Genomic DNA, 17,617 nt, shown 5'->3' on the forward strand with positions numbered 1-17,617 from the left:
AATTCGCCGCGTGAACCGCGCTCCAGCATCTTCCAGATGGCGTCGCGCATGCGCGTCACGCGCGGTTTGAGTTCGGGCGGCAGCGTGCGGCCCATGTTGGTCAGCATGTCCATGTTCATGGTGTAGATCCACAAGCCATCCTCCTTTTCCAGCACCGTGATGCGGCAGGGCAGGAAGGCCGCCATGGGCGGGCTGAAATCGACCATCGCGCGCGCCGTCTCCGGGTCGCAGTAGGAATAGACCTTGAGGAACTTTTCCGGCTTGCCCGAGCGCGCCTGCAATTCCTTCGACAGCGGCAGGGTGCCGACCATCTTCAGATTGTCTTCGGCGGCGACGCTGGCGAAGGCATCCTCGATCTCGGCCACGCTGACGCCGGCGCGCACCTTGCGTTCCCACGTAACGGCGGCAGCGATGTCGCCGCCGGAGTCGACCCAGCGATCCCATACCCGCCCGAACTCGGCGCCGGCGCCCTGCTCGGCCTGCGCGGCGGCGTTGAGCGTGCCGCAGGCGGCCAGCAGCAGCGGCGCGGCAGCCAGCAGCAGGCGCATGGGCAGGGCCGGGAGTGTCGGGGTCATCGCGTGGTCGGACATAAGCTGTGAAAGGTGGTCGGTACCCAGGCATGATAATGCGGATCGGCGCCGGCCGCGATTTTATCGGCGCCGCGCCCTCCCCTTACCGCCGGCAGCCGGGATGGCTTAGAATATGCGCGCCATCCGGCAAGCGCTTTCAAGGTAGCATTGTGAATTCACCGCAGCAGGGGTTTCTCCTGACCAGACACTGGCGCGACACCCCCGCCGGCACCGAGGTCGACTTCTGGCTTGCCACCGACGCCGGGCCGCGCCGCATCCGCCTGTCCAAGCAGCTCTCGGTCGCCTTCATTCCGGAACAGTGGCGCACCCAGGTCGCCGCGCTGCTGCAGGGCGAACGCGGCTGCGAACTGCGCTCGCTCGACCTGCGCGACTTCAGCCAGCGCCCGGTGTTCGGCCTGTACTGCCAGCAGTACCGCCAGCTGACCAGGCAGGCCAAGCGCCTGCGCGAGTTCGGCATCGACGTCTACGAAGCCGATATCCGCCCGCCCGAGCGTTACCTGATGGAGCGCTTCATCACCGCGCCGGTACTGTTCCACGATGCGCCCGACAGCCCCCTGAAAGCGGGGCCGGGCTACCGCCCGCGCCTGAAACTGGTCTCGCTCGACATCGAAACGACCGCGCGCGGCGAGCTGTATTCGATCGCGCTCGAAGGCTGCGGCCAGCGCCAGGTGTACATGCTGGGACCGCCGAACGGCAACGATGTGCCACGCGACTTCGCCCTCGACTACTGCGACAGCCACGCGCACATGCTGGCATGCCTGAATGCCTGGCTTGAAACGCACGATCCGGACGCCATCATCGGCTGGAACGTGGTGCAGTTCGACCTGCGCGTGCTGCAACAGCATGCGCAGCGCTGCCAGGTGCCCTTGCGCCTGGGGCGCGACGGCAGCCCGATGGAATGGCGCGAACACGGCAAGCAGCAGCACTTCTTCGCCGGCGCGGCCGGGCGCCTGATCATCGACGGCATCGACGCGCTCAAATCGGCGACCTGGCGTTTTTCCTCGTTCAGCCTCGAAAACGTGGCGCGCACCCTGCTCGGCGTTGGCAAGGCGATCGACAATCCCTACCAGCGCATGGCCGAAATCGAACGCCGCTTCAACCAAGACAAGCCGGCACTGGCACACTACAACCTCAAGGACTGCGAACTGGTCACGCGCATTTTCGACAAGACCGAGCTGCTGCCCTTCCTGCTCGAACGGGCCAGCGTGACCGGGCTGGCGGCGGACCGCAGCGGCGGTTCGGTGGCCGCCTTCGAGCACCTGTACCTGCCGCGCATGCACCGCCAGGGCTACGTGGCGCCCAACCTGGGCGATATCGCCGGCGAAAACAGCCCGGGCGGCTACGTCATGGATTCGCGTTCCGGCCTGTACGACTCGGTGCTGGTGCTCGACTACAAAAGCCTGTATCCCTCGATTATCCGCACCTTCCTGATCGATCCGGTCGGCCTGGTCGAAGGCTTGCGCGACGACAGCGGCGCCACCGTGCCGGGCTTCCGGGGTGCGCGCTTTGCGCGCGAGAAGCACTGCCTGCCGGCCATCGTCAGCCAGATCGCGCAGGGGCGCGAGGCGGCCAAGCGCGAACGCAACCAGCCGCTGTCGCAGGCGCTCAAGATCATCATGAACGCCTTCTACGGCGTACTCGGGTCGGATGGCTGCCGCTTCTTCGATCCGCGCCTGGCATCCTCGATCACGCTGCGCGGGCAAGAGATCATGCACCGCACGCGCGAGCTGATCGAGGAACGCGGCTACCAGGTGATCTACGGCGACACCGATTCGACCTTCGTCTGGCTCAAGCACGCGCACGACGACGCGCAGGCGGGCGAGATCGGGCGCGCGCTGGTGGCCCACGTCAACGCGTGGTGGAGCGCGCACCTGGAGCAGGAGTTCGGCCTCGGCAGCGCGCTCGAACTCCAGTACGAAACCCACTACCGGCGCTTCCTGATGCCGACCATCCGCAATTCGGAAGAAGGCAGCAAGAAGCGCTATGCGGGACTGGTCGGCAACAGCGACGGCGCCGAAGAGATGATATTCAAGGGCCTGGAAACGGTGCGCAGCGACTGGACGCCGCTGGCGCAGCAATTCCAGCAAGCGCTGTACCTGCGCATCTTCCGGCGCGAAAGCTACCGCGACTATGTGCGCGAGTACGTCAACAGCACCTTGCGCGGCGACTTCGACGACTTGCTGGTGTACCGCAAGCGCATCCGCCGCCCGCTGGCGGACTACCAGGGCAGCACGCCGCCGCCGGTGCGCGCCGCGCGCCTTGCCGACGACTTCAATCGCCTGCACGGCCGTCCGCTCCAGTATCAGAAAGGCGGCTGGATCCAGTACGTGATGACGCTGGCCGGCCCCGAACCGCTGGAAACGCAACGCTCGCGCATCGATTACGACCATTACGTCACGCGCCAGCTGCAGCCGATCGCCGACGCCATCCTGCCCTTCCTGGGCGACGATTTCGCCAGCCTCACCAGTTTGCAGCAGACCTTGTTCTGAGGAAAAACCATGCGTCTCACATAAATTTGCCATATTGACGTTGCTCAGCAATAATAGTAATAGGAATCATTATCATTCGTAGTAATTATTCAGCAACGTAAAAACAAGGACGTACCATGGCAATGCAAAAGACCCGGCTGGCCGTCATCATCGCGCTCGCACTTCCCCAGCTGTCCAGTTCCGCCCTGGCGCAGACCGCGCTCAAGGAAATCACCGTCAGCGCCACGCGCGACCAGGATGCCGACTACAACCCGCCCACCTCCACCAGCGCGACCAAGATCGACGCGCCGCTGCGCGATATTCCACAAACCGTCAACGTGGTGCCGCTCTCCGTGCTGCGCGACCAGGGCGCGCGCTCGCTGCAGGACGTGCTCAAGGCGGTGCCGGGCATCGGCCTGTCGCACGGCGACGGCCAGCGCGACCAGGTGACCATCCGCGGCTTTACCGCCATCGCCGACCAGTTTGTCGACGGCATGCGCGACGATGCCTTGTACTTCCGCGACCTGTCGAACACCGAGCAGGTGGAAATCATCAAGGGGCCGGCCTCGGTGCTGTACGGACGCGGTTCGTCCGGGGGGCTGATCAACCGCATCAGCAAGAAACCCGGCATCAACAAGAACGAAGTGAGTTTGCAGGCCGGCAGCTGGAACCAGCGCCGCGCCGAAATCGACGTCGCCCGCGCTGACAGCGCCAGCCCGGTGGCGCTGCGCGTGACCGGCGCCATCGAACGCGCCGACAGCTACCGCGACCAGCAGTTCCTCGACCGCGAAGCGTTCGCGCCATCGGTCTCGCTCAAGATCAGCGACGCCACCAAGGTGCTGCTGCAGGCCGAATACCTGAACGACAAGCGGGTGACCGATTTCGGCGTGCCCGCGTATCGCGGCAAGCCGGTCGATGTGCCTGCCGGCACCTACTACGGCGCGGCCAACGCGAAGGACAACGATTACTCCGAAGCGCAAGTGAAGGCCTTCGGCTTCACTCTGGATCACCGTTTCAACGATGCCTGGTCGCTGCGCAATGCCTTCCGCCACTACAACTACACGCTCGACCGCAACAACACGCTGGCCGGCGCGGTCGATGAAAAGGCGCTGACGGCGTCGCTGAACCGCAGCAATGTGCTGCGCGACGAGAGCGGCTATTTCAACCAGACCGAGCTGAAACAGATCGCCACGCTGGCCGGCATGCGCCATCAGTTGCTGTACGGCGTGGAAGTCGGCAAGCAGGAAAAAGACCAGCTGTTCCGCTCGCAAAACAATATCGCCAAGGTCAAGCTGTTCCATCCGGTTGCGCCGGTGCTGCCGTTCACCGTCAGCGCCGCCCCCTCGACCGACAACCTGGGCGTGATGACGGTGGCCAGCGCCTACGTGCAGGATATGGCGGCCTTGTCGGCCCAGTGGAAAGCGCTGGCAGGGGTCCGCTTCGACCGCTTTGAACAGGAAACGCGCGAACGCCGTGCCGGCCAGTCGAACCTGGCCCGCGTCGACCGTGCCTGGAGTCCGCGCGCCGGCCTGGTGTATCAGCCGGGCGAGACGCAATCGTACTTCGCCTCGTTCAGCAAGTCGTTCCAGCCGTCGGGCGAATCGTTTGCGCTGGCCGCCAACAATGCCCAGATCGCGCCGGAGGAAACCACCAACAAGGAAGTCGGCGCCAAGTTCGACCTGTTCGACGGCAATGCGACCGCCTCGGTGTCGCTGTTCCGTCTGGAGCGCACCAACATCAAGGCCACCGACCCGGCCACCAACCGCCTGATTCCGATCGGCACGCAGCGCAGCGATGGCATCGAGCTGACCTTCGCCGGCAAGCTGGGCGATGGCTGGCAGCTGTGGTCGGGCTACGCGTATCTGGATGCGCGCGCGGTGTCGTCGGTCGCCGTCGATGCCGGACAGCCGGTGCAGGGCAAGCGCCCTACCCTGACGCCCGTTCACAGCGCCAACGTGTGGCTGACCAAGTCGCTCGGCAACGGGTTTGGCGTGGGCGGTGGCGCCAATGCCGTCGGCAAGCGCTTCGCCAATCCGGGCAATACCGTGACGCTGCCGGGCTACGCGACCATCGATGCGATGGCCTACTACCGCCAGGGCAAGGTCGACATCCAGCTGAACGCGATGAACCTGGCCGACCGCCAGTACATCGTCGCCGGACACGGCAGCAACGGCAACCTGAACCTGCCGGGCGCGCCGCGCTCGGTCCAGTTGACGGCGCGCTACGCGTTCTGAGGCCTGCGCCAACGCAAGGCAATCAGGACGATTGCTTTCCCAGCGCATCCGCGCAAGGCCAAGCGGTACCACGATGAACAGAGCAAGCGCCTGCTCATCGCTGGCCGGGTGGCTGCCAGCCAGCGCGGCGCCGCACGCGTGACGACGCCCATGCGGCGAACCAAACACGATAGACGAGGTCTTACTGTGACAAGCAGTACCGGCGCTGTGCGAGCACGTTTCGCAATGCGGCGCCGGCAAAGCCGGCCTTGGCTGAATATGCGCCTGCCTTCAGCGTGGCAATTGTCTATTCCCCCACGTGCCGTGTCCATGCATGCGCTTGTCATCACCGGGCGAAATCCTTTACATCATGAAGGAACACAATGGACATGAACGAGGATCTGCGCGATCATGGTGACATGGAAGCGCGCGTAGCCAGACTGGAAGCCGACGTCACCGCCATTAAGATCGATGTTGCGGTGATCAAGGCCAATGGCGCAACGACATCGGATATTGCCGAAGTGCGGGCCGAAATGCGTTCCGGGTTCACCGAGGTGCGGGCCGAGATGCATGCCGAATTCGCCAAAGTGCGCGCGGAGATGCGTTCCGAGTTCGCGGCGGTGCGGGCCGAGATGCGTTCCGAGATCGCGCAGGTACGTTCGGAAATACGCAGCGCTGTTTCCGAAGCGAAGTCGGCAATTATCATGTGGGTTGCAGGCCTCGTTTTCCTGGCTCAGCTGGTACCCGCAGCGGTACATCTCATCGAAAAGTACATCTGACACGCGCTCATCGTTGGCGCTCGATAACCCGCCCATGGCGGTGTTTTATCCATGTCACATTGACCTTGAACCTGATGCTGACGCGCACAAGGTCATTGAGGCTCGACAGCCAGGCTGGCGACACCATGCTTCATTGCGCCGCAAGAACAGAACTAATGTCGATGGACGCGGTCTTACTGTGATCAGCAGTACGGACCCCGTACCAGCCACCTTTACCAACGCAACGTCGATCCCGCAGGGCCGCCTGGCATTGAGCGGACTCACGCTAATCGAATGGCGGCTGATCATCCGGCTCCCGTGACGCCGGTCCTGGAAATGGACTCTCATCCACGGGCAAAAAACCATAACACCGTCGAGGAACACGATGGACATGAGCGGCGAACAACGTGATCATGGTGGCATGGAAGTCCGCATTACAGCACTGGAAGCCGATGTTGCCGCCATCAAGATCGATGTTGCGGTGATCAAGGCCAATGGCGCGACCAAAGCGGACATCGCCGATGTCCACGCCAAAATAGCCGAGGCGAAACCGTCGATCATCATCTGGGTTGCCAGCCTCGTTTTCCTGGCCCAGCTGGTGCCCGCCATGATCCGCATCATCGAAAAATACATCTGACAGCCAGCCTGTCCTGCCATCGACGCCAGCAACCCGCCCTGCGCGGTTTTTTTACTTCCCACATTGCCTGCGCAATCGATTTGCCATGACATAGCAAAACAGATTCCTCAAGATCGCAATGTTGGCGTATATTTACCGATATTCGTTTTGCAACGGATGCCACACTGACGCCCATCATCGAAAGGAATTCCGCATGCGCCCTGCCCTGCCTGCCTGCCTCGCCGTTCTGTTCCTGCTGGGAGGCGAGGCCAGTGCCCGTCCCCAATCGCTCGGCATCGCCGTGCCGCCCGGCGAGTCGACCATCGCCTACGACATGAACGCCGCCGGCCAGGTGGCCGCCGTGCTGGAAGACGGCGACGGCCACACGCGCGGCGTCCTGTTCGAAAAAGGCAAGATCACCGACCTCGGCGCGCGCGGCGGCATGCACAGCGATGCGCGCGGGATCAACGACCGCGGCGACATCATCGGTTCGGTCCGCAACAAGGATGGCAGCTGGAATGCCTTCCTGTTCCATCGCAGCAGCGGCATGCGCGTGATGGGCACCCTCGGCGGCCCCAGCAGCTACGGCATGGGCATCAACCAGGAAGGCATCAGCGTCGGCTTTGCCGACATGCCGAACGGCGACTGGCATGCCTTCATCAACGACGGCGGCGCCCAACTGCAGGATCTCGGCACCCTGGGCGGCAAGATCAGCTACGCCAGTGGCATCAACAAGCACAGGCAGGTGGCCAGCAGCGCCGCCAACGCGGATGGCTACCGCCACGCCTTCCTGTACACGCCCGAGCGCGGCATGGTCGACCTGGGTACCCTGGGTGGCCGCCAAAGCTCGGCCATGGCGATCAACGACGATGGCGTCGTGGTCGGCGCGTCGGAAACCAAAGACCGCCGCTGGCGCGCCTTTGTGCACGATGGCAAGCGCATGGTCGACCTGGGTGCGCTGATTGGCAACTACAACAGCTTCGCCACCGATATCAACAACGCCGGCCACGTGGTCGGCACGGTGCTGGTCGGCACTGAGCGCATGTCCTTCGTGTGGCGCGACAAGAAGATGACCGTGCACCGCGGCGGCCACGGCCTGCACCTGACCAACGCCATCAACGACCGCGAATTCGTCATCGGCGCCACCTATGACCACGGCATGACCGCCGCGACCATGGCCTCGAACGCGGCCGCCGTCATGACGCGCGGCGGCAGCGAGCTGCTGACCCTGATCGCTGCGGTGCTGACCATGGCCGGGCTGGCCGTGCTGTACCGCTTGCGCAGCCGCGGCATCGAGCTCACCGGCGCGGGCAACTGAGACGGCCGATGCGGCCCGCCTGCACCGCAAAGCCGCAGGCGCGCGCACAATCCCTGCATGGTATGCTGGCCGCATTGCGGCGTACCGGCCGCGTCAACGAAAAAAGGAAGCTATGCGGTTCAATTCTGGATGGGTGCTGCGGGCGGCCGTGCTGGCCAGCTTGTCGGGCGGCGTGGCGCAGGCGCAGGACGTGATCCGCATCGGGCACGTGGCGGCCACCTCGGGCGCCATCGCCCACCTCGGCAAGGATAATGAAAACGGCGCGCGCATGGCGGTCGATGAGCTCAATGCCAAGGGCGTGCTGATCGGCGGCAAGCGCTACCGCGTCGAGATGCTCGCCGAGGACGACGCCGGCGACCCCAAACAAGGCACCATCGTGGCGCAAAAGCTGGTCGACGCCAAGGTGCGCGGCGTGATCGGCCACGAAACCTCGGGCACCACGATCCCGGCCTCGAAAATCTATCACGACGCGGGCATTCCGCAAATTTCGCCGTCCGCCAGCAACCCCAAGTACACGCGCCAGGGCTACAAGACGGCGTTTCGCAACGTCGCCAACGACGAGCAACTGGGCGCGGCGCTGGCCAGGTACGCGGTCCAGACCGGCAAGGCCAGGCAGATTGCCGTAATCGACGACCGCACCGCCTACGGCAAGGGCCTGACCGACGAATTCATCAAGAACATCAAGACCGCCGGCCAGGGCGCGCGCATTGTCGCGCAACAGTACACCACCGACAAAGCCATCGATTTCGGCGCCATCCTGACCGCCATCAAGGCCACCAAGCCGGACCTGATTTTCTTCGGCGGCATGGATGCCGTGGCCGGGCCGATGCTGCGCCAGATGAAGCAGCTGGGCATGCCGCTGCGCTTCATGGGCGGCGACGGCATGTGTTCCGATTCGCTGGCCAGGCTCGCCGGCGAGGGCATGGCCGATGGCCAGGTCATCTGCGCGGAAGCGGGCGGGGTGGACGCGCAACAGCAGAAAGGCATGGATGATTTCCGCGCAGCCTACCGGCGCCGCTACGGCATCGACGTGATGACCTACGCGCCGTATGCCTACGACGCCATGCACGCCATGGTGGCCGCCATGCAGCAGACCGGCTCCACCGATCCGTCCGTGTATCTGGCGGCGCTGGCCAAGGGCCAGTACAAGGGCGTGACCGGCGTGATCGCCTTCGATGCCCGGGGCGACGTGAAAGATGGCCGCCTGACGCTGTTTACCTTCAAGGGCGGCAAGCGCCACCGTCTCAGCGTCATCCAGTAAGCGGCGTGGCCGGCAGGCGGATCAGAGATCGCTGTCGTCGGTCAGGTGTTGCAGCCTCAACAGATAGGGAGGCACCGACTGCGCATAGCCAGCCTGCAGCCTGTCCGCGTGCCCGTCACTCGCCCTGTCACCGCCCAGCAACTCCCGGTTGGCCACCATGCCGGTCGATAAGCCGGGACCGGCGACGCGCATGCTGCGCATGATCCGGTCGACCGCGGCGCGCACGTTGCCGGTCCCGGCCCGCGTCGCGATCAAGGCGTTGTACATGCCGGCGCCGGCCTGGGCGCGCTCGCCCAGCGCGGCGACGTCGTCCACATACTCATCTGCCGATACGCCGCCGGAATACGGATTGCCGCGATACGCCTTGGCATGCTCCAGCCGCGGGACGACTTCCGGCCCGCCTCCGCCCAAGGTCATGTCGCGCGCCAGCGTGCCCATCAGCGGCACTTCGCCGGCCGCGTCGCTGTGCGTATATTGCCGCCCCATGTCCATGTCGCCCAAGCCAATATCGACATCCATGTGGTGCCCGCCGCCCGCGTGCAGATACATCAGCCGGGCGATATCGGAGAAATACTTCAAATCATTCCAGGCATCGTGCCCGCCCTGCTTGACCGAATTGGCCGCGATGCCCGATGCCGCACCGAGCTCTTGCGCAGTCACGCCGGAAGTCGCATTTCCATTGGCCACCAATTCCTCGATCGCCCGGGTCTGGTAGCCGGCATCCCGCAACTGCTGCCGTTGCCGATTCCGTTTGAGGATCTTGGCCTGGTCCGCATCGTAAGCGTCGCGCTCGGCGCCCATGAACTTCCATGCCGACGGCTCCGGCTTCCTGATTTCCTCCTCAACGCCGTCGAATGCCACAGCGTGTGGGTCCAGGGCGTGTTGTGCGTCTTGGCGGCAGATTCCAGCAAGGTCGCCAGGGCGGAATCGGTCAACGGCCCGCCCGGCCAGAACCTGTGGATCGCTTGCGGAATGGGATGGGCGGCGATCGGCGCGACGGGAATGCCCAGCCGCAGCGCATCGTCGTCCCGCGTCAGGGGCGCCATCAAGCCCGCCACGTACTCCTGCCGGTGCTGATCGGCGTAAGCGGTTCCTGAGCGACGTTGTATCTTTCGGCTTACCAAGCCACAATCCGATCCGAGTTCAACAACACGGAGCCGGACATGGACAAGCTGGAATCTCACACCTCCAAGGAATCGGCCTGGCGTAGCCGCTTGCCTCGGCAAGAGCATAGCTGCCTGGTCAAGCTGCGCGCTGATCAATGCTTGTCGTGCCCTCCCGCTCCGGTGGGCGTGCTGGACGGTTGCCGTGCCGACGTCAGCTTCAGTGCCGGCATGATCATCGACAAGTTCGCCTACCACCAGCCGTTGTAACGCCAGCACATCAAGCTGCAGGATTCCGGCATCAATGTCAGCCGTGCCTGGATCACGAAGCTGATGCCGGCCGCCGTATCGCTGGTCGAGCCGATCTTCAACGCCCAACTGGAATCGGTACGGCGCTCGCGCGTGATTGCCATGGACGAAACGCCGATTAAGGCCGGGCGTGCCGGACCGCGAAAAATGAAGGCCGCCTTACTTCTGGCCGGTCGTAGGAGAACAGGATGAAATCGGCTTCCTTTACTACCCCAGCCGTGGGGCAGAGCACGTCGAGAGCGCGCCTGGTCTACAGCGGCCGGTTGGCGCCGTCTTGCAGAGCGACGGCTACAGCGCCTGAGCGCATTACTCGAAGAAGACCGGGATCACGCATGCACAGTGCTGGACATACGCACGCCGTAAAATCTTTGATGCCAGGGATATCGAGCCGCCGCAGGCGGACCAGGCACTGCACGCGATCGCCGCTCTGTACAAGGTCGAGCAACAGATTCGCGACGATGGTCTGACGGGCCAAGCCAAGCTCGCACGCCGGCAAAAGCAATCGAAACCTGTCCTCGAACGCTTCTTCGCGTGGATCGACGAGCAGTTCGATGAGCGGGGCTTCCTGCCAGGCAGTCCCTTCCTTGCTGCGCGGGCGTCAATCCGTGAGCGCCGGGTTGGCCTGTCAGGCTACCTGGGTGACCCGGACGTATCGATCGACACGAAACACCTCGAGCGCGCTCTGCGCGTGATCCCGATGGATAAAAAGGACTGGCTGTTCAGCTGGACCGGGCTGGGCGCAAAGCACGTCGGCATTGTGCAAAGCCTGTTGGCGACCTGCCGGCTGCACGACATCAACCCGTTCGATTATTTCGTGGACGTGCTGCAGCGTGTCGGTCAGCACCCGGCGTCACTGGTGCATCAGCTCACGCCAAGGATCTGGAAGGAGATGTTTGCTGACAATCCACTACGCTAGGACCTGCACGACCTTGGCGGCCCACATGCTTCCGCCGCCGCGTGACCGCTTACCCGATTCAATCCCTCAAGGAATGGCGGAAAAACAAATCGGAGTGATTTGTCAAAGCGTAAATGGCCGGACGAAATTTGCCAATTAATTAATTACAATGCCCTCAGGGAACTGATGTGCACTATATCTATTATCCCCGTCCAACACCACACCGTTGTGGTCTTGTCTTGGGCGCAAGCCGATCGCAACCCGATAGTCGTTTTCAGAAGGAATCCTATCATTCGCAGATATCATCGCTTGGACACGGTCAATATCTCTGATTGACTTCTCATAGACAGGTCTGGTTTCCTCACGGTCGTCAGGCAGCGTATCACGCTCCTGAGCCACCATCGTACGCAACACATCCATACTGCCCCTCCGGTGGATGGTAGATGCTTCGGAAACGTGATGTTGGCGGGACAACACGGCGCTCGCGCCGCCGATACCGCCACGGTAAGCATTGAAATCCGCTCGAAATTGTTCCGCGCGCTTATTTCGCGCCTTTTCCTTCGCAAGCCCCTTCTGCTTTGAGGGCGAAGGGAGGGCTCGGCGGCGCTGTTCAATTTCCATGTAATGGGCTGCATGAACAAACTCGTGGAATAGATCGGTATCTAGCGGGGCGGCAGTAAGGGTTTGCCCTTCCTGTTGTACGCCTCCTTGCAAGTGATCGGAACGCTTGAAACTTTGGGCATCGTCGTAGCGGTCCGCTGCCGGTACCGCAACCTCGATAGCCTCTAAGCGTGAACCGTCCTTTGGCGTCACACTACGCGCTGTCATGTTGAAATTCTCGCCCATCGCGCGCTCGATGAAATTAATCGGAATGTCGGATTCGTGTGATTGATCGTGCAAGTCCTGCAGCAGCTGAAAGCCCGGCGTCGAAGCAATTATTCGTGAGATGGTAGTGCCCACGCGGGTGACGTAATCGCCGTCAACTTGCTTACCGCCAGAATCTTTACCTCCACTTATTTTTTTCATCCAAAGGCGCCACAGTTCATTTTTATCAACGTGATTTTCCACCGTTCCGTCGAATATGTCTTTACTTTTCGCGTGCGCCGAACCGACTAAACCGCGTTGACGAATTTCGCGTGCTTTCAGACGCTCACCAACCTCGGCTAAGCGGTCGTGGCTCACTTCCAGGTGGTCTCCGTCGACATTATTTTGAGGTGTAGCCGCTTCGTCCAGCTGCCCATCTATGTCTTGATAAAATTCTTCTTGACCGTTCATCTCGGCGGAAAACTCTTGCGCTTCATCTTTGCCTCTCAAAGCTGACCAAATCCTGCCCGGGACAGAAGCGAGACCGGACATGGAGGGTATCCCGAGCGCCCCGAGATTCAGACCAAAACCTTGTATAACTGCACTGGCACCTATCGCAGGTTCGAGTGGCTGTAGAGGTGGATTTGTATCGTGCGCGGAACGCAGGGCATCCGCATGCGCTGCGTCGGTAGTCGCTACAGGCTGTTGCCTCAATGCTGTTTCATGAGGCGAGTTATCCGCAATCGGCTCAAACCATTGCCTTCGCTTGGAGCCAGGATTAGTAAACATACGTTGTGCCTTCTCCATCTGGATTGCTCGGGTTGAGCTGTTCGCCATATCCTGAAGACGTTGTATATTCACTGATGAGGCCCGGTTATCAACTACTGCCGCAGGCAAAGTATCACGTACGTCGGCAGACCGCTCCTCAATGCGCGGTTGTTGATCTGCCTGTGCTGCCGCGGTACTGTCTCTGTGCGTTTTCATTGTGGCGCTTACCAATTCAATTTGGCTTGTCGCTGCGCAGGTGCTTGCTGCGCCATGGCGGCCAGCGCGTGCAGCTGCCGTACGCGCGCACTGTGTTGTATCAGGCTGCCGGCGGCCTTGCCCTGGCGCGCCTGTAACCGATTGTCGGCGAGATCCTGCAAGCGCATGTGCGCGGCCGATTGCGCCCGTCCATCGACGAACTGCGCGACACCCATGCTGGCCGCGCGATCCGGCGTCGCGTTGTCGCGCGCCTGCCGTTCTCGCTGCGATCCGGGACCGCTTTGTATCGCGTCGTAAGGCGCGCCAGAACTCATCGTTCACCTCGCATGAACAGAACCACGAAAACGGCGCGGAGCCCGCCGTTACGGCCGCGCTCGCCTGCGCGCCGCGTCGTGACGGCACAGTTTCCGCCAGCGATATCGCGCACCGAATAGCCCTCCCAATCTCATAAATTACCACGTTGATGTGACAATTGCGACATCGCAAAAATAAAAAAAACAACAGAGTGTCTTATGATAAAGTCTTCCGAAATTACAACAAAAGGGAGATCTCGAATGCGCCTGTCGATCGTCTTGCCCAGGCTTTCCAGGCGCGGAGCATGCCGATGATTGAGGCCGCCATCGATCACCTCGCGCAGCAGCTGAACCAGTTTTTGCGCCGCAGCCACAAGCTCACCGACGATATCGTGGTGGTCTCGAATATCATCGGCCAGAATGGCGCCATCGCCCCGCACATCGCCAACAAGGTGGTGATCTGCCTGACCAATATCGAGAAAGACACGCTGCCCCAGCAGGCATTCGCGCCCAGCGCCGGCGCCGGCCGCACACCGGTCTACAGCCGGCCGCTGTTCCTCAATCTGTACGTGGTGGTGGCCGCCAATTTCAGCGATAAAAACTATCCCGAGGCGCTGCGCTTCATTTCCAGCGCGATCACCTTCTTCCAGCGCACGCCGGTGTTCGACCACCAGGTGACGCCCGATCTCGATGAGCGCATCGAACGGCTGCTGCTCGATATCGAGAACCTCAAGACCCATGAGCTGAGCAATCTGTGGACCATGCTGAGCGGGCGCTACCTGCCATCCGTCATGTACAAGGTGCGCATGATTACGGTGGGCGGCGACGCCATCACACACCAGGTCGGCACAGTGGCCGAACCGATCACCAGCGCGAGCCACTAAGCCATGCGCGGCGCCTATTCCCTCCTCCTGGAATTATGCGCCGAGCATGCGTATTTCCCCGCTGGGGCAAGCGGCAATTTCCGTTTCGTGCCGACGGCGCAATGCGCCGCCCTGCTCGACCGTTTCGGCATCCTCACGCGCCCGTCCGCCCACGGCCTGGCGCTGGTCGCCCAGGACGCGGCCCGCGCCGATCTGCAGGCCGGGCACGAGCACGCGGCCGAACTCGAATTTGGCGTGCTCTCGACCGATCCCCACTTTTCCCTGTTTACCGGACTCGATGCGCCCGCGCCCGACGCCTGCCTGTTTTTCCACAGCGCCAGGGCCCAGGCCGAGGACCCGGGGCGCTGGCGCCTGCACCCGGAGCAATTGGCCGGGCCGGCGGCCTGGCGCCGTGCGCGCGTGCCGGACAAGGCTGCGGCGCTGGCGGCGCCAGGCGCGCCGGCCAGGCCCGCGTTTTTCATGGTACTGGCCCTGGCGGACGTGGCGGCCGCGCTGGCGCAGGCCGCCACGCCAGTCTGGCTGGTGCGCTTTGGCGCCCGCGCCAGCGTCTGGACATACCATTTTTTGAGCGAGCTGGATGCCCCTGATCCGGTCATCGTCGACCTCGACGGCAAACTGCGCTTCAGCGCGCGCGGGCGCACGCCGCTGCCCGGCAACCGCTCGGCCCTGACCTTTGCCAGCGAACAGGCCATCGAGATGCGCAAGACCCCGCAACAGCGCCTTCAACTGCGCGACCAGGGCGAGCTGGGCATAAGAATTCTCATCAAGCGACTGCCGAATGCCAGTGTGGCAGCCATCGGGCGGGAAATTACAGAAGGAAGTGCCGTACCAGTATTAGTGTCGGAAATCTACATCCCCTGATTACCCACCAGAAAGGACGCAAGATGGCGCAATATAAAACTCCCGGGGTCTACATCGTTGAAAAGAACGCTTTCCCCAACTCCGTGGTCGAGGTCGCGACCGCGGTGCCCGCCTTCGTCGGCCATACGCAGTTTGCCGATTACAAGGGTTCCTCCCTGACCAACAAGGCCATGCGGATCAGTTCGATGGCCGAATTCGAAGCCCACTTCGGCGGGCCGCCAGCGCCGGTGTTTACCTTCGGTATAACCAAGCTCCAGGACGACGCCGACTTTTCGGCCGCCGCGCTGCCGGCGGACGGCGCCGCCCCTGCCCCTGGCATTGGCACGGCCCCTGCGGCCGGCGTCGAAAATCCTGAATTGCGCGAGAAAGCGAACGCGGCCAAGGCAGATGCGGAAACGGCCAAGGCCGCGTCGGCCGCCGCCCCCGATGATGACGATAAAAAAACCAAGTCCGTACAAGCTGCGGACAAAGCGGCAAAGGCTGAGGAGGCCGCCGTCAACAGTGCCAAATCCGGCGCCGCCGGTGACAAAAGCCCCGTGGACCCCGAATTGCGCAGGCTAGCGACCAAGGCCAGGGAAGAGGCGGCCACGGCCAAGGCCGCGCTAGTGGGCGATGCCGATAACGCCGATAAGAAAGCCGCGTCCGTAGCGGCCGAGGAGAAAGCTGTAAAGGCTGAGGCGGCCGCCAGCGATAGCGCCACGCCCGGCGCCGCCCCGGCAAAGCCAAGCGATGCGTCCGACCTCGTCACTGCCGCCGAGAATGCCGCCAACAAGGCAGCGGATCTGCGCAAGAAGGCGGACCTTGCCAAGGCCGAGTTCGACAAAGCCACCGACGCGGAGAAAGTGGTCAAGGAAAAAACCTACAAGGAAGCGGAGCAGGCCGCCAAGGATGCCCAGGCCGCGGCCGACGCCGCCGCCCTCGTCGCAGTCCCCGCCTACGCGCTGAAACTGAAAGCGGAAAAAGCGCGCCCGCTTGCACCTTACAAGCTGGCCAAGACCGGCGGCAAGCACCTGCTGTACCACAGCATGAAACTGTTCTTCCAGAACGGCGGCGGCGCCTGCCATATCGTCTCGGTGGGCGACTACAGCGCCATGCCCGATGGCGATGCCTTGCAGGCCGGCATCAATGTCTTGCTCAAGGAGCAGGAGCCGACCATGCTGGTCATTCCGGAAGCCGTGCTGCTGGCCAAAAATGACTGCTACTCCCTGCAAGCCCAGATGCTGATGCATTGCGGCTACAAGATGAAGAGCCGTTTCGCCATCCTCGATGTGTACGACGGCGACAAGGAATTGAACGACGGTCCTGTCAACGAGTTCCGCGAAGGGGTGGGCACCAGTTTCCTGGCCTTCGGCGCCGCCTACTATCCATGGGTAAACACCACCATCGTGGCCGCCAAGGACCTCGATTTCACTTATTTCGATGCGGAAAACCGCCTCAAGCTCAAGGACCTGCTCAGCAACGACCTGGCCAGCGTGCTGTACGCCGACACCAGCAAGAGCCCGGCGGCGCGGATCAAGGCCAACCAGGTGCGCAAGACCCTGGACGCCATCGTGAAGGACTGGAAAACAGTCGAGGACGGTGCCGACCGCCTGCACCAGATTGCCACCGTGCACAACACCCTGGTCGCGATCAGCCCGCTGTACTCGCGCATCTTGCTGGCCGTGCAGCGCAAGCTCAACCTGCTGCCGCCGAGCGCCGCGATGGCCGGCCTGTACACCATGGTCGACAATACGCGCGGGGTCTGGAAGGCGCCGGCCAACGTCAGCCTGGCGGCGGTGACCTCGCCCTCGGTGAACATCACCCACGACGACCAGGAAGACCTGAACGTCAGCACCACCGGCAAATCGATCAACGCGATCCGCACCTTCATCGGCGAAGGCACCCTGGTATGGGGCGCGCGTACCCTCGACGGCAATAGCCTGGACTGGCGCTACATCAACGTGCGGCGCACCATGATCATGCTGGAAGAGTCGCTGCGCCTGGCCAGCAAGGCCTATGTGTTCGAGCCGAACGTGGCCAACACCTGGGTCACCATCAAGAGCATGGCGCGCAATTTTCTGACCGGCATCTGGAAACGCGGCGGCCTGGCCGGCGCCAGCCCGGACGATGCCTTCAGCGTCGCCGTCGGCCTGAACGAAACCATGACCGCCGAGGATATCCTCGAAGGCATCCTGCGCGTCACCATTTTGGTGGCGGTCAGCCGGCCGGCCGAATTCATCGAAATCACCTTCCAGCAACAGATGCAAAAATCCTGACGCAA

13 protein-coding genes and 1 pseudogene are annotated in these 17,617 nt (G+C 62.9%); 10 read left to right on the forward strand and 4 right to left on the reverse strand.

From position 1 onward, the window contains the following. A partial coding sequence (locus PO883_RS25210) for a DUF302 domain-containing protein (RefSeq protein ID WP_289312201.1) occupies positions 1 to 575 on the reverse strand: 575 nt, incomplete at its 3' end. 164 nt (positions 576 to 739) lie between these two features. Between PO883_RS25210 and PO883_RS25215 the strand changes: the two genes are divergently transcribed. From PO883_RS25215 to PO883_RS25240, 6 genes are all read left to right on the forward strand, one after another. Continuing rightward, positions 740 to 3,079, forward strand: coding sequence for a DNA polymerase II (locus PO883_RS25215; RefSeq protein ID WP_289312202.1), 2,340 nt, complete (start codon positions 740 to 742; stop codon positions 3,077 to 3,079). 116 nt (positions 3,080 to 3,195) lie between these two features. After that, complete coding sequence (locus tag PO883_RS25220; RefSeq protein ID WP_289312203.1) at positions 3,196 to 5,292, forward strand: TonB-dependent siderophore receptor; 2,097 nt, start codon at positions 3,196 to 3,198, stop codon at positions 5,290 to 5,292. A gap of 368 nt (positions 5,293 to 5,660) precedes the next feature. Continuing rightward, positions 5,661 to 6,050 carry a hypothetical protein gene (locus PO883_RS25225; RefSeq protein WP_289312204.1) on the forward strand — a complete coding sequence of 130 codons (390 nt, stop codon included), beginning with the start codon at positions 5,661 to 5,663 and terminating at the stop codon, positions 6,048 to 6,050. Between the two features lie 370 nt (positions 6,051 to 6,420). After that, positions 6,421 to 6,666 carry a hypothetical protein gene (locus PO883_RS25230; RefSeq protein WP_289312205.1) on the forward strand — a complete coding sequence of 82 codons (246 nt, stop codon included), beginning with the start codon at positions 6,421 to 6,423 and terminating at the stop codon, positions 6,664 to 6,666. Positions 6,667 to 6,859: 193 nt separating this feature from the next. Further along, positions 6,860 to 7,963, forward strand: a complete 1,104-nt coding sequence (locus tag PO883_RS25235; protein ID WP_289312206.1) for an HAF repeat-containing protein — start codon at positions 6,860 to 6,862, stop codon at positions 7,961 to 7,963. 112 nt (positions 7,964 to 8,075) lie between these two features. After that, positions 8,076 to 9,224 (forward strand): branched-chain amino acid ABC transporter substrate-binding protein, encoded by a 1,149-nt coding sequence (locus PO883_RS25240; RefSeq protein WP_289312207.1) that lies wholly within the window; start codon positions 8,076 to 8,078, stop codon positions 9,222 to 9,224. Positions 9,225 to 9,245: 21 nt separating this feature from the next. Here the strand turns inward: PO883_RS25240 and PO883_RS25245 are convergent, their stop codons facing one another. After that, the gene (locus PO883_RS25245; RefSeq protein ID WP_289312208.1) at positions 9,246 to 10,085 is read right to left on the reverse strand and encodes a hypothetical protein; all 840 of its coding nucleotides are present in this window, start codon (positions 10,083 to 10,085) and stop codon (positions 9,246 to 9,248) included. A 377-nt stretch (positions 10,086 to 10,462) separates the two neighbouring features. Here PO883_RS25245 and PO883_RS25250 point away from each other — a divergent pair. Next, a pseudogene (locus PO883_RS25250) lies at positions 10,463 to 11,552 on the forward strand (IS66 family transposase); the annotation flags it as partial. A 135-nt stretch (positions 11,553 to 11,687) separates the two neighbouring features. On the opposite strand, the gene PO883_RS25255 reads toward PO883_RS25250, so the two are convergent. Beyond that, entirely contained in the window at positions 11,688 to 13,319 is a 1,632-nt protein-coding gene (locus PO883_RS25255) for a hypothetical protein (RefSeq protein ID WP_289312209.1), read from the reverse strand. Between the two features lie 8 nt (positions 13,320 to 13,327). Next, positions 13,328 to 13,633 carry a hypothetical protein gene (locus PO883_RS25260; protein ID WP_289312210.1) on the reverse strand — a complete coding sequence of 102 codons (306 nt, stop codon included), beginning with the start codon at positions 13,631 to 13,633 and terminating at the stop codon, positions 13,328 to 13,330. Positions 13,634 to 13,917: 284 nt separating this feature from the next. On the opposite strand from PO883_RS25260, the gene PO883_RS25265 reads away from it, so the two are divergent. Genes PO883_RS25265 through PO883_RS25275 form a run of 3 tightly spaced genes read left to right on the forward strand, consistent with a single transcriptional unit; the run spans position 13,918 to position 17,612 of the window. Next, positions 13,918 to 14,496 (forward strand): DUF4255 domain-containing protein, encoded by a 579-nt coding sequence (locus tag PO883_RS25265; RefSeq protein ID WP_289312211.1) that lies wholly within the window; start codon positions 13,918 to 13,920, stop codon positions 14,494 to 14,496. Positions 14,497 to 14,499: 3 nt separating this feature from the next. After that, positions 14,500 to 15,357, forward strand: a complete 858-nt coding sequence (locus tag PO883_RS25270) for a hypothetical protein (protein ID WP_289312212.1) — start codon at positions 14,500 to 14,502, stop codon at positions 15,355 to 15,357. Between the two features lie 23 nt (positions 15,358 to 15,380). Continuing rightward, a complete protein-coding gene (locus tag PO883_RS25275) occupies positions 15,381 to 17,612 on the forward strand; it encodes a phage tail sheath C-terminal domain-containing protein (protein WP_289312213.1) in 2,232 nt (743 codons plus the stop codon). The last annotated feature ends 5 nt before the right edge of the window (positions 17,613 to 17,617 follow it).

This window comes from Massilia sp. DJPM01, assembly GCF_030348125.1.
GTDB classification, from domain to species: Bacteria; Pseudomonadota; Gammaproteobacteria; order Burkholderiales; family Burkholderiaceae_D; genus Telluria_A; species Telluria_A frigida.